The following is a 15,443-nucleotide window of genomic DNA, read 5'->3' on the forward strand; positions in this document are numbered from 1 at the left end:
GAGAATCTATCTTTGCATTATAATATACCACAATTCATTTATTATAATGTGGAATACTATATCGATGGAGAAGGCAATCATCGTTTAACAATTGCTAAATGTATAGGCGTCGAGTAAGTTAAATTAGATGTGAAATATTTTTAGTTTAGAATATGTGGTGTATTGCCTAAACGAGAATTAGGTTGAACTGAAGCAAAAATCTCTTGATATATTAAGGAGGCTAGAGGCAAGGCGTACTTGCTTTTTAATAAGACTTGGCTAACGATTCAATACGTCCCACCTCATGGACATGTACATCATTACGTTGGTTGGAAAAAAGCGCGTGAACACTATTTATTTTTGGATTTATATTTAATTATTATTGCTTTTATGATAGAACAACAATTGTCCTTGATATTCGTGAGCAATTCCCATTAGAGCAAAGGATAACAATAAAATAGCTGAGGCTTGGTATAAATCATTCTAATAATAAGAAAACGAGCAAGTCATTATAAACCTTGATTATCTATCTAAACAAATTTTGATGTGATCTTCTTAAAAAAATACTAACTTATTTAGTAACAAGTAGTGAATCATAGGAAATAGAAATTTAAAAATGTATTGAGAAAAGTTAAAATACTATAGCCATACATTGATTGAAAGAATAAATTAGTAAAGAAGTTTGAATAGAGGGATTAAAGCTCATGATTAATGTGAAAATGTACCCAGCTGAAAATGGAGATTGTTTTTTAATTTCCTTTGGGGAAGAAAAGCGTAAACATATATTAATAGATTGTGGATATGCAGATACGTATCATAATTATTTAAAAGAAGATTTACTAAAAGTAAAAAAACGAGGTGAGAAAATTAACCTGTTCATTGTTTCTCACATTGATGAAGACCATATATTAGGGGCTATCGCTTTTATTGAAGATAATAATAATTCTCGATTTATAGAAGTAGAAGAAGTTTGGTATAACTGTTATCGACATTTACAAGTTAAAAAAAATCAAGGTGACATAAGTAATAGGGAAAAAAGAATATTACAAAGAGAAATTACATTGGGTGAATCATATGTGAAAAGAGAATCGTCCAGTGAAATTAGTAAATCTGAAATAAGTGTTAAACAAGGTTCTACTCTAGGCGCTCTATTATTAGCGGGAGGATATAAATGGAATACTAGTTTCGAAGGTAGTGCTGTATCTCATGATAATATAGAAAAAATTAAAATTGATGATATATCGATTAATATTCTTTCACCCAATACTGAAAAGTTAGAGAAGCTAAAGAAAAAGTGGCTAAAAGAGCTTACAGATAGGAAATGGAATTTTCATATTACGGAAAATCATTTATTTGATGATGCTTTTGAATTTATGATGCTAATGAATGTAGAATCAAAGATAGACATAATAGAAATTTCTTTAGACGAAATACAAACTATTAAACCAGTTGAAAAACTAATTGAGGAGAAAGTAAATTTAGATAGTTCACCAACTAATGGATCTTCGATAGCTATTTCTATTAATTATGAAAAAAGAAACCTATTATTTTTAGCTGATGGGCATCCGGATATTTTAGAGGAAAATATATATAATTTAGGAATTGAAAAATTTGATTTAATAAAAGTGCCACATCATGGTAGCAAGAAGAATATGACACTAGAATTATCAAAGGTGTTAAAAAGTGATAAGTATTTAATTTCTACAAACGGTAAAATTCATACACATCCAGATATAGAGACTATAGCAAAACTGATTTATACACATAAGGATATAAAGAAAAATCTTTATTTCAACTATGAAACAAAAGTATCTAAATGGATTTGCACAGAAGAAATGAAAAAGAACTTTAATTTAGAGGTGGTTGTAGGCAATGGTTCCACACCATTGAATATAGCTGTAGATTAGGAGGGCAGTAATGGATTTTTCATATAGAATGTCTATACCAAGAATCGAATGTGGTAACCTAACTTCAAGCGGTTTTTTAGTTTCAAATGATAAAGTTATTACAGCATTACACGCTATAAAATCCTATTTAAAAAAAGAAATTGAAACGATTGAAGTGATTTTCATTAATGAGCAAGGTGTAGAAACCGTATTCAACGCAGAACCTCTATTGGATGTAGACGGTTGGGAAGAATATGAGATTATTTGTTTGCAACTAAATAAGGAAGTTGAAAATTTAATCATTGTTAAGTGCATAGACTATAGGTTTTATTCTACAACTGAGTGTCTTACTTTTGGTTATCCAGCCGTTGCGAAAGAAAAAGGTACATCAATAGATTTAGAAATCCGAAACGAGTTTAAAGATGTAGATATTGACTATGGCTCTAATTTGGATATAAAGGCGAAGTCAGATTCTATTAAAGATTATAGTGGTTGTTCAGGAGGACCACTACTATACAATAATCAAGCAGTCGCAGTTGTGTTAGAACAAATAAGTGAAAGTAAAGAGGCAAGTAGGATACGTGCGGTGAGCCTTTATATTTACAGAGAATACCTCAACTTAATAGGAGTTCCACTAATAACAAAGAAACATGAGGCAGAATACGAAGAATATATTTTATTTTTAAAGTACAGATTACAACAACAATTGGAAAATAATATAAAGAGAAATATAGAGAAAAATAAAATTAATCCTTTAGGCTTTTCTATATCTGTTCAACCTAAAAACGCTGTTAAAGAAGAAATCAGTTTTGATAAAATTTTAGAAGATGATCAATCTGTGATGATTTTGTCAAAACCAGGTGGTGGAAAAACATATTTATTACATATGCTTATGTTAGAGATTATAGAAAATCCACAGATTTCTATTGGTAAGATACCAATTTATTTAAAAGCTAAAGAATGGAATAGAAGTTATGAAAATATTGTAGAAGGAATAAGAAAAGAATTAGAGTATTATTCACCAGATATTAAGGATGATCAAATAATTAAGGATTTAAAAGCAAATAAATATATTTTACTTATAGATGGATTAGATGAAGTAATTAATGATAAAGACTTGTTCATTAAAGAAATACGTAGAGTATCTCAATTTAAAAAGACTAAGATTATTATGACTTGTCGTCGGCAAAATTATCATAATGAATTTCATAATATATTGACAGAGTATAACCTACAGGCTTTATCTAATGCACAAATTCAAGAATATATTGAAGCTATTTTTGGAGAAAACGTTCATTATGGTTATATTAATGAACTAAAAAAACAATTAAAAGATTTAATCGAAAATCCGCTATTTCTTTATATGACTGCTCACATTATTAAAGAGATGACTAATAAAGTAATACCTAAAAATAAATCTGAGTTATATGAGATATTTATATCTTATATTATGCAAAAAAGATTATTAAAAGATGGAACATATCAAGAACATGTTTTTGAATTTGATGTTAAAGAAGAAATTTTAATGGAATTTGCTTATTTGAATTTTAGAGAAAAAGATAACTCGATAAAGTTTAAAGATGTAGTAAGTAGTCAAATTGAGGGACAAGAGAATTTAAATTTAATAAAAAAAGAAATATTACAAACTGGAGTTCTTTTAGAAGAAAAAAATCGTATAGAATTTTTTCATCCATCCATAGAAGAATATTTTGTAGCTCTTAAACTTTCGAGACTTCAGGGAGATGAAATTTTGAATTTTGTTGAAATAAATTATTTAAGCGAAGGTTATTATGAGGTATTTAAATTAACAGCTGGTCTCTTAAGAAATTATGAGCAACAAAATTTAATTCTAGACAAATTAGAGACAAAAGATATTTATTTATATCGTCAATGTTTAGAATCAAGGTTTAACTTTAATAATAGTTTAGATGAGATATGGAGCAAAGACTATCTTGAAGAATATTTTACACAGATGCGAAGAAGTTATTTAAATATTATAGATAATTTTTTTGGGGATATAAAACGTGAGTTTTATCCTTGGTGTCAAGGAGAAGACCTATGTAGCAATGATAAAGTCGCTATTGTAGGAGCTTTAAACAAGGATAGGTTAACACTAAGTATAGATATCGTAAGAAATGATAAAGATGAAAAAACTATTATAGTAAGTGAAGAAACAGGTTCTGCTACAATGGAATCTCGAGATGAACAAGGTAATGTTATAAGTATACCTATCAAATTTTTACAATCATCTAATCATTGGTATTTTGATCTTCAACAAACAGATTTTGGGTTAGATTCTGCGAGAGAAGTTGCCCTTTATGTTGTTAAAAAACAATTAAATGAATTACTTGAAAAACGAAGATTGTTTAATTATGAATCTCCAGAAAGTGTAGTTCCTTGCATTGAATATGTTCTAAAAAGTTTACCAAGTCAATATTTCTCTGCCAAAGATTCAAATGGTGAATTAAATAAAGTTAGTCTATCTAAGCACCCTGCCCAACTTATCCTTAAGGTTCTCTTGTACGGTAATAATATTTTTAAATATATACAATCGAGAGGATCCTATGGTCATTTAAATAATGAATTCGTATCAGGTGTTTTAATGCAATTCTTCAAATTAATAGAAGAAAATATAGAATTTAAAGAGTATTTATTACTTCAATCAGATATTAAACCTAATGAAAATACTTGTTCTTCTGGGGATTTGTGGAGTAACGAGAGAATTAAAGAAAGATTAAAACAATTTTTTGAATTCTATCAAAAGGCATACAGAACTCTAGTAGAACAATGTTTTAATTCGATTCATCGGCAGATGAGATTGTATGCAGCAGGACCTGTTAGATTTGAGATAGGATTAGAAAAGTATGAAGAAAGATATAGTGGAATTAGTATAGAGTGGCTTCCAGTAGAAACATTAGAGGAAACAATACCAGTTCTTAAAGAAGAAAAAACAAAGCGGTTTGGTGATAAAGAGTTTGAAACTAAATTGGCAAAGATTGATCTAGAAATTTTAAGGCTTAACCGGAAGTTAGTGGGGGGATATTCTCTTCAAAGTTCAGTACTAGATTTATATCTTTTTGATGATATAAATTTAAGAGATATGGTTTATAAAGAAATTAAGGAAGAGTTAAAATATGTTCTAGGAGAACTTAAATAATTTTTTCTTAAGCGACCTTTTTATTATTCTTATGAAATTTATGCATTAAAAGAGTTTTTTATGGATAAATCTCAATTTATACAAACTATGACTCAAATGTTAAAGTGGGATGGTGATGAGTATAGCCATAGAGATAAGGTGTTAAGTATTTTAAGATATTCTAAAATTGATTTTGAAAGGACAACAAGTTTTGCAAAAATATATCAATACTATAAAGACATACCAATTAGAGTGAAAATTCCATTGTTAAAAGAAGTGAAAGAAATCATAAATTCTATTGAAAAGCTAGTGAATTATATTTATCAAGAAACAGAAGAATACGATTTAAGAAATTCTATTATAAGGTCCAAATTTGTTGAAAATGAAAAACTTGATATTGTGAGTAATACAGTATTGTATTTACTCCAAAGTATAGAAGAAAAATAATATATAATTAATATCGCTCATCGTTGATAGAGATTATACAATTACTTTGTAAATATAAAGGTGTTGAAATCATTGAAGGTCATATGATGCCTGATCATGTTCACATACTTGTAAGTATTCCACCTAAAATTAGTGTGTCGAGTTTTATGGGATATTTAAAAGGAAAAAGTGCATTGATAATATTTGATAAACATGCAAACCTTAAATATAAATTTGGAAACAGACACTTTTGGGCAGAAAGATATTATGTCAGTACCTTAGGATTAAATGAAGCAACAAAAAAATATATACAAAATCAAGAAAAGCATGATAAAGCAATAGATAAATTGAGTGTTAAAGAATATGAAGACCCTTTTAAGGGTTATTAAAGTAAGTCAAATGCCTCTTTAGAGGCTAGCAAAAGAGGGAATGGTATTTTGGCTTGGGCATTGAAAATGAAAAAGCCAGCGTCTTTAAACGCTAGCCGGTAAAGCGGGCTTATAGCCCAAGAGCAAACCACCCGTTTTAAGGGTGGTTTTTATTTTTGATTTCGCTCCTGCTCTTTTTTTATAATAAAAATAACCATTTTTGTTTTATATATATCAGTATGTAATCATAATGTAACTTATGGTAACCCTTATTGTTTAAGGTGATTGTTACTGCACAGACATTGATCATAGCATGCCACATTTTAAATGGACTGCATGTAAATAAAGTACCTATAAAACGACAATATATACTTACAAACTAAAATGGATTTTAAGTAAATGGATTTATAAGTGAAAATCAAATTTATTGAAAGCAAAATATTTTTAAAATGTGCGTGTGTTTATTATGCTTATCATCAATAATGAAATAAACTTTAAAATGGAGTTGAATCTAGTGACAAAGCCTAAAATTTATACAATGTCATTTGCTTCGATATATCCACATTTAATAAAAAAAGTTGAGAAAAAAGGTCGAACAAAAGAAGAAGCGGATGAAGTCATTCATTGGATGACAGGCTACTCGCCATCACAAATAAATCAATTAATTAAAGACGGTACAGATTATGAAACTTTCATTAGCCAAGCACCAAAATTAAATCCAAATAGAACTAAGATAACAGGTGTAATTTGTGGTATTCGTATTGAAGAAATGGAAAATTCAATAATGAAGGAAATAAGGTATTTAGATAAAATGATCGATGAATTAGCAAAAGGAAAATCTTTGAATAAAATATTTAGAAACGACGTTTAGTATTCTAATATATATAATTATGTATCGGAGGGGGATATCATATGCTTATTGATCTAAAAAATATTGCACGTAGAAAACAGGGGAAAGAAATAATAAAAAATATAAGTTGGCGTATCAACGAAGGCGAGAAGTGGATGCTTTATGGACTTAATGGTGCAGGGAAAACGACATTGCTTAATATCTTAAATGCTTATGAACCAAATACATCTGGAGAATTGACGCTTTTTGGTATGCAACCCGGTAAAATTGGGTATTCGGCAGACGAAGTGCGCAATCAGATTGGCTTTGTGTCTAGTAGTTTAATGGAACGTTTTCAAGGCGGGGAAATCGTACGTGATGTAGTAATTAGTGGAATCTTTAAATCGATTGGTATTTTTAAAGAAGTAGAAGCCCACCATGTTGAAATGGCACGTCATTATTTAGCGCAGATGGGTATGAGTGAATTTGAATCACAGTATTATGGTTATTTATCCACAGGTGAACGCCAAAAAGTACTTATTGCTCGGGCGTTGATGGGGAACCCTAAGTTACTTATTCTAGATGAGCCTGCTTCAGGTTTAGATTTTATTGCTCGTGAAGATTTGTTAGATGCGCTTGAACAATTATATCAACGACAACCTGGATTATCAGTTATATATGTTACACACTTTGTTGAAGAAATTACAAAAGATATACAAAAAGGATTTTTATTAAAAGATGGTACGTGTTATAAACAAGGTGAAATAAAAAGTGTATTAGACAGCGATACATTGAGTGATTTTTTTAATCGTAGGGTGAGTGTGTTACATCAAAATGAACGTTATTCATTATTTTTAAAGCGTTAGTACATTGCTTAAAACTTTAGATAGTGACATAATTTAAAATGAGAATATGTGATGGAGGGCTTTTATAAATGAAAAATGTTAAAGCGATATTTTTAGATATGGATGGTACGATTTTACATAAAGACAACCAAGTTAATCTGGAAACGACCGAAGTAATACATCAATTAAGGGAAAACGGATACAAAGTCTTTTTGGCTACTGGACGTGCTCATAATGAAATTCATTACTTAGTTCCGTCATCATTTGAAGTAGATGGTATTATCAGTTCAAACGGTACGTTAGGAATGATTAATGATGAAGCATTATTTACTCATAGCTTATCGTTTACTACTGTCAATGACATTGTGAAACGTGCTCAACAACAAGAGATTTATTATGAAGTTTTTCCGTTTGAAGGTAATCGTATTGTACTTAAAGAAGATCAATCATGGGCGACTGCACTATTTGATGCAGAAACACCACCAGGTAATGTCGGTGTCTCAGAATGGACTTCTAGAAAAGCGTCACTCAAAGACAAAGTAGATTGGGCAACGGTAATTCCTGATACGACGTTTTCAAAAATATATTTATTTTCACCAAATTACGACAAAATAACAAACTTCCGTAATCAGTTGATTGAAGAACAGCAAGATTTAAAAATTAGTGTATCTAATTCATCCCGTTATAATGCGGAGACAATGGCTTATCAAATTGATAAGGGTACAGGTATTAAAGAAATGATAGAACATTTTGGTATCAAGCAAGAAGAAACGCTAGTCATTGGTGATAGTGATAATGATCGTGCGATGTTTGCTTTTGGTCATTATACGGTAGCTATGAAAAATGCTAGGCCAGAAATTAAAGAGCTAACTATGGATGTTACAACATATACAAATGAAGAAAACGGTGCAGCACAGTACTTAAAAGAACATTTCTTAAAGTAAAAGTTTTTAATATATTTTGCCTAACTGTTTATATAAATAAATTTTAAAGACAATAAGGAAGCCAGACATTAAAACTGTCTGACTTCCTTTCAGGATGTCGACATAGTCTCCGACTTTGTTGGCAGTTTTTGTGCACGCTTTCCGCGGGTACTGCCTTAGCCTGTAGTCTTCGGCTAGTGATTTTCCCGCAGGAGTCGGCCCTAACCCCTACCGGTGTTATATTAACACTATTATAATAGTGTAGTTTTTATTGAATTCAACAAAATCAACTCCTATTTGAAAATAACTCCACAAATATAAACAAACCCTAGATGAACTATCACCTAGGGTTTATCTATGTTCTGAATGAAGCCAGATATTAAATAAGTCTGGCTCACTTTAATTTTGTATGAAAGTTATTTATCAGATTGATTTAAATTGCTTTTTAAATTTTTTGCTTCATCTTTTTGTTTTATCTTGAAGTTGATCTGATTTTTGATCTACGTTTGCTTTTGCTTTTTCAGTAGTATTAGTTACGCTATTGTTTACTTTTGAGTCTTGATTATCTGTAATAGTTGCGTTCTTTTTCTTATCTTTTTTTGATTTATTATCATTAGTTGGTTCGCCATTACGGTTATAATATTGAATGATAGCTAGCGTATTAGTATAGTAAACAGCTAATCTAACAATGATAACAATGATTTGGACAATATAAATCAAAATCGTAGCGATATTTTGAGAAATACCACCAGTTAAGATAGAAATCAATTGGCTGACTGGGCTAGCTAAGATAATAACTATTAAGTTTAATAGTAATAAACCAATGTAGAATTTAAACCATGTTTTTTGGCCATTTTTAATGCCTTTAAATCCGCGTTTCACGGAATTCCATGCACCATTTTTAGGCTCTTTAATAAATGCTACAGTATAGTTAATGATAATTATAGCTAATAACCAATAAATAAATGATTTAATGAAAAGCGTTAAAGTCCCAGCAATGATTTGAAACGTTAGTGAATAGCCAAGCGCGTGATCTGACTTGCTAAGTGGACCTTGTATTGCTTGATACAATTGAATGATTCCTAACTGAAGCAATTGCGCGATTAATTCTCCTAACACCAATGCGATAATGATAAACAATACCGTAATTAATGAAAGCTTTATTGCTTTTAGATATTTACCTTTTGCAAACACTGAAAATAAATCTTTAAAATTAACCTTGTCTTTATTTAATGCTTTGTCTATAGTGTAGATAGTTCCAGCAATTAATGGATAGCCTACAAATAAAAATACTAGTATAGGTACAAGTATTGCAAGGACGATTCCAATTATTGGACCAACCACAGATTGTTGCATAGCCATTGACATCATTAACTTATAAATAGCTGGTTGTAATGGCATAAACGTTAAAATAGTTAAAGCAAATAATATTATAAAACTTACGATTGTAAACAGTAATACTTTAGCATTTTGGGGTTTTGCATTTTGTAATGCTAATTTATGGAAATTAAACAAATTTTAAGCACTCCTTTTTCGTCATAAGCATACGATATCAAAAATTTGAAGATTTTAAAATAAATAGGTAACAAAATCGATATAAAATGTTAAAATGTCCTAATGAGAAAAAGTTGAAAGGAGATATCATCATGAAATTTGCAATTATAACTGATGTTCATGGTAATTTTGATGCATTAGAAACTGTTTTGGATGATATTGATAGAAGAGAAGATATCAACAAAATATTTAATCTAGGTGATAATATTGGTGTTGGACATGAAACGAATAAAGTACTTGATGAAATCTTTGATAGAGATGATATGGAAATCATTGCAGGTAATCATGATGAAGCGGTAATGTCAATTGTAAATGGTACACCTTATCCTGAAGACTTAAAAGATAAATTCTATGAACATCATCAATGGATAGAGAGTCATTTAGATGAAGATTACTATGACAGATTAAATGAGTTACCTCGTATTATTGAGAAAACATTTTGTAATAAGAAAGTATTATTTATTCATTATGAAATTCCTAATGACCAATTAAATACGCCAATTGATGGGCAACCATTCAGCCCAATTGTTGAACCAAACGAAGAAAATATGAAAGCACTTTTTGAAGATAAAGATGCCAATTTAATTATCTTTGGACATAATCATACGGTGCACTTATTTGACGATAAATCAACAGTTTATTTCAATCCTGGTTCTGTTGGTTTAAATAATGGCGCGTATGCAGTTTATGGAATCGTAACAGTAGATGAAAATGAATTTTCGTTTGAACGTGTGAAAGTACCATACGATAATGAAGAATTTATTAGAGGGTTTGATGAGAAGCAAGTTCCTGCTAAAAAACTTATTTTTGATAAATTTTTATAATAATGGTTATGAAAAAAGCTGATAGTTATATCCTAAGTATGTATTCCTCAAAGTCTTAACTTTGAGAGGAAAGAGAACTTATGGAAACTATCAGCTTTTTATTGTTATATGATTAATAATTAATGGCTATGTGCATGATGATGAGACTTTGATGTATCATGTGCTGAACATAGTGTGTCATTATCGTGTTTATGATTAATTGTTTCTAGTTGAATAGTCATGTGCTGAATGTTCAAGTGTTGGAGCTTGTGTTCTAGTTTATCTAGTAAATTTTCACACTGTTCGACAGACATATCGCTAGGAACAACAGCATGACAACTCAATGCATTCATTTCATTAGAAATAGTCCATATATGACAGTCATGTACATTTTCAATTTCGTTTTCTTCAGTAATCGAAGAAATGACTTCATTCATATTAACATCAGATGGCGTGCCCTCCATTAATATATTCAAAGAAGATTTTGTTATACCTAAGCTACTTTTTATTATAAGAATAGAGACAATAATACTTGCAATAGGGTCTGCAATCGTTAAATTTAAAGTCCATATGAGTATAGCAGCAGTGATTGCGCCTACAGAACCTAATAAATCACCCATTACATGTAGGAAGGCGCCACGCATATTAATATTATTTGAAGTGTCACCGCCCTTAAACATCAATAAAGCGACAATGATATTAACGATAAGCCCAATTACGCTTATTACAAACATCTCTGTTGACTTGACGTCTTCCGGATTGAAGAAACGACCAATCGCTTCTACTATGATAACAATGCCGATAATAAAGAGTGTTACACCGTTAAATAATGCAGCTAAAATCTCAAATCTCTTGTAGCCAAAAGTTTTACTTTTGGTAGCATTTTTTTCAGCATAGATAAAAGCAACTAAGGCAACGCCCAAAGAAATTGTATCGCTAAACATGTGTAAACCATCAGATAATAGCGCCAAGCTATTTGATATAAATCCTCCAATAATTTCTACAATCATAAAGAGTCCAATAATTAGAAAACTGATAAGTAATATTTTTTTATTATTTGTGTGTACATGACCATGTGCATGATCGTGACCGTGATGTCCAGACATATTTAGCGTCCACCTTTCAATTATTGTTTATGACTAGCATGATGAATTGCTTGCTTAAGTAATGTTGTAACATGTGTATCATCTATTGTATAAATCATAGATTGTCCATCTCGATTTCCTTTGACCAAATGGGCTTGTTTAAGTATACGTAATTGGTGAGAAACGTTAGATTGACTTAAATCTAATGCATGTGCAATATGACCGACACTACTTTCACCTTGAATTAATAAATGCATTATACGTAGACGATTGCCATCACTAAGTGCCTTGAAAATATCCGTTACTTGCTCAATCGTTTGTTCGTTAAATGAATCTTCCAAAATGAAGCCCTCATTTCTAATTATTGATTTTAATATATGAATATATGTTCATATATTAATTTATTTTTTAGAAAATGTCAAAGACAAACAGATTTCGTTTCAAAATTAAGTAAAAGTGGTAAAGTCTAATTAATAATTTTTTAAGGAGGCTATAAAATATGAGTACATTAGTTATTGGAGCAAATGGTGGCGTAGGTCAATATTTGGTTAAACAATTAAAAGAACGTGGAGAATCATTTACAGCAGGTGTTAGAAAAGAATCTCAAGTTGAAGCTTTAACCTCAGAAGGTGTTGAAGCAATTTTAATCGATGTGGAAGCAGACGATATTGATACTTTAACAGAAAAAATTAATGGCTTTGACAAAGTTGTATTTTCAGTTGGTTCTGGAGGTAGCACTGGTGCAGACAAGACAATTAGTGTTGATTTAGATGGTGCAATTAAATCAATCAAAGCGAGTGAAGCGAATAATGTTAAACAATATGTAATGGTCTCAACTTATGATTCAAGAAGACAAGCCTTTGATGCAAGCGGTGATTTGAAACCTTACACGATTGCAAAACACTATGCTGATGAGTATTTAAAACAAGCAAATATCGACTATACTATTGTACACCCTGGTGGTTTAACAGATGATCCTGCCACAGATAAAATAGAAGTTGGTGCATTCTTCGAAGGTAGAGGAACGATTCCTCGTGAAGATGTGGCTTCTGTTATTAGAGAAGTATTAACTAGTGATAATCTTTTAAATACAGAATTCCAAATTATTAGTGGGGATGCCTCCGTATCTGATGCATTAGCAAATTTTAATAAATAATCAAAACATAAGTAACTTAAAGATAGCCAAAGTGTTATTAATACAAAAAGAAGCGACTGTTAAATGATTGCTAAAGCTACTGATTGCAATTTTATAGCTTTTTATAGCGTGGGTTAATGAAATCTTATGATAAAAGATTAGATTTCATTAGCTAACGCTTTTTTTATACCTTTTTATAGCCATTTTATAGTATCTTTCAGCAAAAATTTGATACAATGAAAGATATCGTTTGGAGGTAATTATGAAAATTTCAAACACGAAAATCTATGAGCAAGTCGCAGATATTATTTTAGAGCAAATAAAAGCAGGTGATTACCAAGTGGGCGACAAACTGCCTTCTATCCAAAAGATTGGAAAGCAGTATGGCGTAAGCGTTGCTTCGGTAAGAGAGGCATTAAATGCTTTAAGAACAATAGGGATTATTGAAATGAAACAAGGCTATGGGACGTTTATTAAGCAAACGGAGCCTACCTTTTTTGAACTTGGTGACAAATTCACGTCGTTAAGTCAAATTAAAGAGTTATTAGAGTTACGTGAAATTGTTGAAAGTGCTACTGTAGAAAAAGCGGCTTTATATCGAACTGAAGAAGATTTGGTGGAACTGAAGCAAGCACTTGTTGAAATGGGGCAAGCTGTAATAGATGGTACTTCTGGTGAAAAAGCAGATTTAGATTTTCATCTCGCAATTGCGAAAGCCGCCAAAAACACATTATTAGTTGAGCTATTAAATAATATTTCAGAACTAATGCGAAATTCTATGGAAGAAACAAGGAAGATTTTTATTTATAGTAAACAAAAAACTATGAATAAATTATTAGAGGAACATGATGTGATATATCAAGCCATTTTACAGCAAAATGATGTCAAAGCTGTAGATGCAATGCGCGCGCACCTTTTAGAAGTAAAGGAAACTATATTGGCTAATTTCAAAGCATAATCGTGTATGGGAATACATGATCAATAACTCTCAAATGTATATGATAAAAGCCATTGAATATTGTAATTAAAAGAGGCAGAATATCCAAATTAATTTAGATAAAATAAAAGCCCAAACTTTTCCGAAGTTTGGACTTTATCGCAAATTAACTGTGTTGAAAAAGTAATCAACAATTTCAACTAAATCATAATTAATACATTACCTTATATGTAAAAAACAGATAGAGTACATTGCTGTAACTCTACATTTAATTATAAAATCAATTACAGTCAATTGGCAAGTATAAATTGATTAAAAAATAGAAAGATAAAATAACTGTTCAATAAAATGTCATAAAATGTTATTGAACAAAATATAATAGACTATCGAATTTTACAAAGCATTGATATAATTAAAAGTGGCTCTAAAGTGCTAGTGTTGTGATTTATGCGTTTAATCTAGAGGTATGAATGTGATACAATCACAATGGTTCTGAAAATTATGAAATGACAATCATACAAAAGTATATGAGATAAATATAAAAATTAAATTACAACTTAAGAATTTGGAGGTGTGATGTATGCCGTTATTTTTAAAGCCAGTATTTCATGAGAAAATTTGGGGTGGCAATCGTTTAAAGGATTATGGATATGATTTACCCAGCGATTATGTAGGAGAAGTATGGGGAATATCAGCACATCCAAATGGTAAGTGCGAAATATTGAATGGTCCATATGAAGGACAAACTTTGGACCGAGTATGGACAGAGCATCGAGAGTTATTTGGTGACTTTCCAAGTCAAGAGTTTCCGTTGATGACCAAAATTGTAGATGCAAGAGAAGCGTTATCGGTTCATGTTCATCCAGATGACGCCTATGCTTATGAAAACGAAAAAGGGCAATATGGTAAATCAGAATGTTGGTATATCATTGATGCTGAAGAAGGCGCAGAAATCATCTATGGATTAAATACAGAATCAAAAAATCTAGCAATAGATAAAATTAACGAAGAAGACTATGAATCATTGTTGAATAAGGTGAAAGTTAAACCGGGCGAGTTTTACTTTATACCTGCAGGAACAGTTCATTCTATAGGAGAAGGTATACTTGTTTATGAAACAATGCAATCTTCAGATGTTACATACCGGGTATATGATTATGAACGCGTGCACGATACTGGTGATAAACGTGTGTTAAATAAGGATAAAGCTAAAGACGTCATTGAGCTTTCTAATGATAATATTAATATACCTACAGATACAGAAATTATAGAAAATCATAAAAGAACCCAACTTGTATCTAGTGACTTTTTTACCATTGTAAAATGGAAAATTTCTGGAACTTTAAATTATATGAAACCAAGAGAATTCGTATTAGTTTCTGTACTTAAAGGTGAAGGACAAGTCATTATAGATGGAGAGGTATATACATTAAATCAAGGACAGAATTTCATCCTAACTTCAGATGATTTAGATACAATATTTGAAGGTGATTATGAATTAATCGTAAGTTATTTATAGTTAAAAAAGTGGGAGAGT

13 protein-coding genes and 1 pseudogene are annotated in these 15,443 nt (G+C 30.5%); 11 read left to right on the top strand and 3 right to left on the bottom strand.

Annotation, left to right across the window (positions count from 1 at the left end; all coding sequences use genetic code 11):
* Positions 1-683 precede the first annotated feature (683 nt).
* From BTM19_RS10660 to BTM19_RS10690, 7 genes and pseudogenes are all read left to right on the top strand, one after another.
* Positions 684-1,886 carry an MBL fold metallo-hydrolase gene (locus BTM19_RS10660; protein WP_038678938.1) on the top strand — a complete coding sequence of 401 codons (1,203 nt, stop codon included), beginning with the start codon at positions 684-686 and terminating at the stop codon, positions 1,884-1,886.
* A gap of 10 nt (positions 1,887-1,896) precedes the next feature.
* Positions 1,897-5,022 carry an NACHT domain-containing protein gene (locus BTM19_RS10665; RefSeq protein WP_099265854.1) on the top strand — a complete coding sequence of 1,042 codons (3,126 nt, stop codon included), beginning with the start codon at positions 1,897-1,899 and terminating at the stop codon, positions 5,020-5,022.
* Between the two features lie 60 nt (positions 5,023-5,082).
* Complete coding sequence (locus BTM19_RS10670) at positions 5,083-5,448, top strand: restriction endonuclease subunit S domain-containing protein (protein WP_174888853.1); 366 nt, start codon at positions 5,083-5,085, stop codon at positions 5,446-5,448.
* Positions 5,415-5,816, top strand: a pseudogene (tnpA, locus tag BTM19_RS10675) (IS200/IS605 family transposase). The gene BTM19_RS10670 and the pseudogene tnpA overlap by 34 nt, the downstream one beginning before the upstream one ends.
* A 493-nt stretch (positions 5,817-6,309) precedes the next feature.
* The gene (locus BTM19_RS10680; protein ID WP_038678932.1) at positions 6,310-6,666 is read left to right on the top strand and encodes a DUF2200 domain-containing protein; all 357 of its coding nucleotides are present in this window, start codon (positions 6,310-6,312) and stop codon (positions 6,664-6,666) included.
* A gap of 41 nt (positions 6,667-6,707) precedes the next feature.
* Positions 6,708-7,490, top strand: coding sequence for an ABC transporter ATP-binding protein (locus BTM19_RS10685; protein ID WP_038678930.1), 783 nt, complete (start codon positions 6,708-6,710; stop codon positions 7,488-7,490).
* A 68-nt stretch (positions 7,491-7,558) separates the two neighbouring features.
* On the top strand, positions 7,559-8,413 hold the full coding sequence (locus BTM19_RS10690; RefSeq protein ID WP_029378022.1) for an HAD family hydrolase: 855 nt from the start codon (positions 7,559-7,561) through the stop codon (positions 8,411-8,413).
* A 438-nt stretch (positions 8,414-8,851) separates the two neighbouring features.
* Here the strand turns inward: BTM19_RS10690 and BTM19_RS10695 are convergent, their stop codons facing one another.
* Positions 8,852-9,907, bottom strand: coding sequence for a DUF975 family protein (locus BTM19_RS10695; protein ID WP_225489527.1), 1,056 nt, complete (start codon positions 9,905-9,907; stop codon positions 8,852-8,854).
* 131 nt (positions 9,908-10,038) lie between these two features.
* On the opposite strand from BTM19_RS10695, the gene BTM19_RS10700 reads away from it, so the two are divergent.
* Complete coding sequence (locus tag BTM19_RS10700; protein WP_029378021.1) at positions 10,039-10,770, top strand: metallophosphoesterase family protein; 732 nt, start codon at positions 10,039-10,041, stop codon at positions 10,768-10,770.
* Between the two features lie 119 nt (positions 10,771-10,889).
* Here the strand turns inward: BTM19_RS10700 and czrB are convergent, their stop codons facing one another.
* Both czrB and BTM19_RS10710 read right to left on the bottom strand, forming a co-directional pair.
* On the bottom strand, positions 10,890-11,855 hold the full coding sequence (gene czrB / locus BTM19_RS10705) for a CDF family zinc efflux transporter CzrB (RefSeq protein ID WP_029378020.1): 966 nt from the start codon (positions 11,853-11,855) through the stop codon (positions 10,890-10,892).
* Positions 11,856-11,875: 20 nt separating this feature from the next.
* Positions 11,876-12,175 (bottom strand): ArsR/SmtB family transcription factor, encoded by a 300-nt coding sequence (locus BTM19_RS10710; protein WP_029378019.1) that lies wholly within the window; start codon positions 12,173-12,175, stop codon positions 11,876-11,878.
* Between the two features lie 158 nt (positions 12,176-12,333).
* On the opposite strand from BTM19_RS10710, the gene BTM19_RS10715 reads away from it, so the two are divergent.
* From BTM19_RS10715 to manA, 3 genes are all read left to right on the top strand, one after another.
* Positions 12,334-12,990 carry an SDR family oxidoreductase gene (locus BTM19_RS10715; RefSeq protein ID WP_029378018.1) on the top strand — a complete coding sequence of 219 codons (657 nt, stop codon included), beginning with the start codon at positions 12,334-12,336 and terminating at the stop codon, positions 12,988-12,990.
* Positions 12,991-13,231: 241 nt separating this feature from the next.
* Positions 13,232-13,927 (top strand): FadR/GntR family transcriptional regulator, encoded by a 696-nt coding sequence (locus BTM19_RS10720; RefSeq protein WP_099265855.1) that lies wholly within the window; start codon positions 13,232-13,234, stop codon positions 13,925-13,927.
* 559 nt (positions 13,928-14,486) lie between these two features.
* On the top strand, positions 14,487-15,425 hold the full coding sequence (gene manA / locus BTM19_RS10725; protein WP_029378016.1) for a mannose-6-phosphate isomerase, class I: 939 nt from the start codon (positions 14,487-14,489) through the stop codon (positions 15,423-15,425).
* Positions 15,426-15,443: the final 18 nt, after the last annotated feature.

It is taken from the genome of Staphylococcus xylosus (genome assembly GCF_002732165.1).
Lineage (GTDB): Bacteria > Bacillota > Bacilli > Staphylococcales > Staphylococcaceae > Staphylococcus > Staphylococcus xylosus.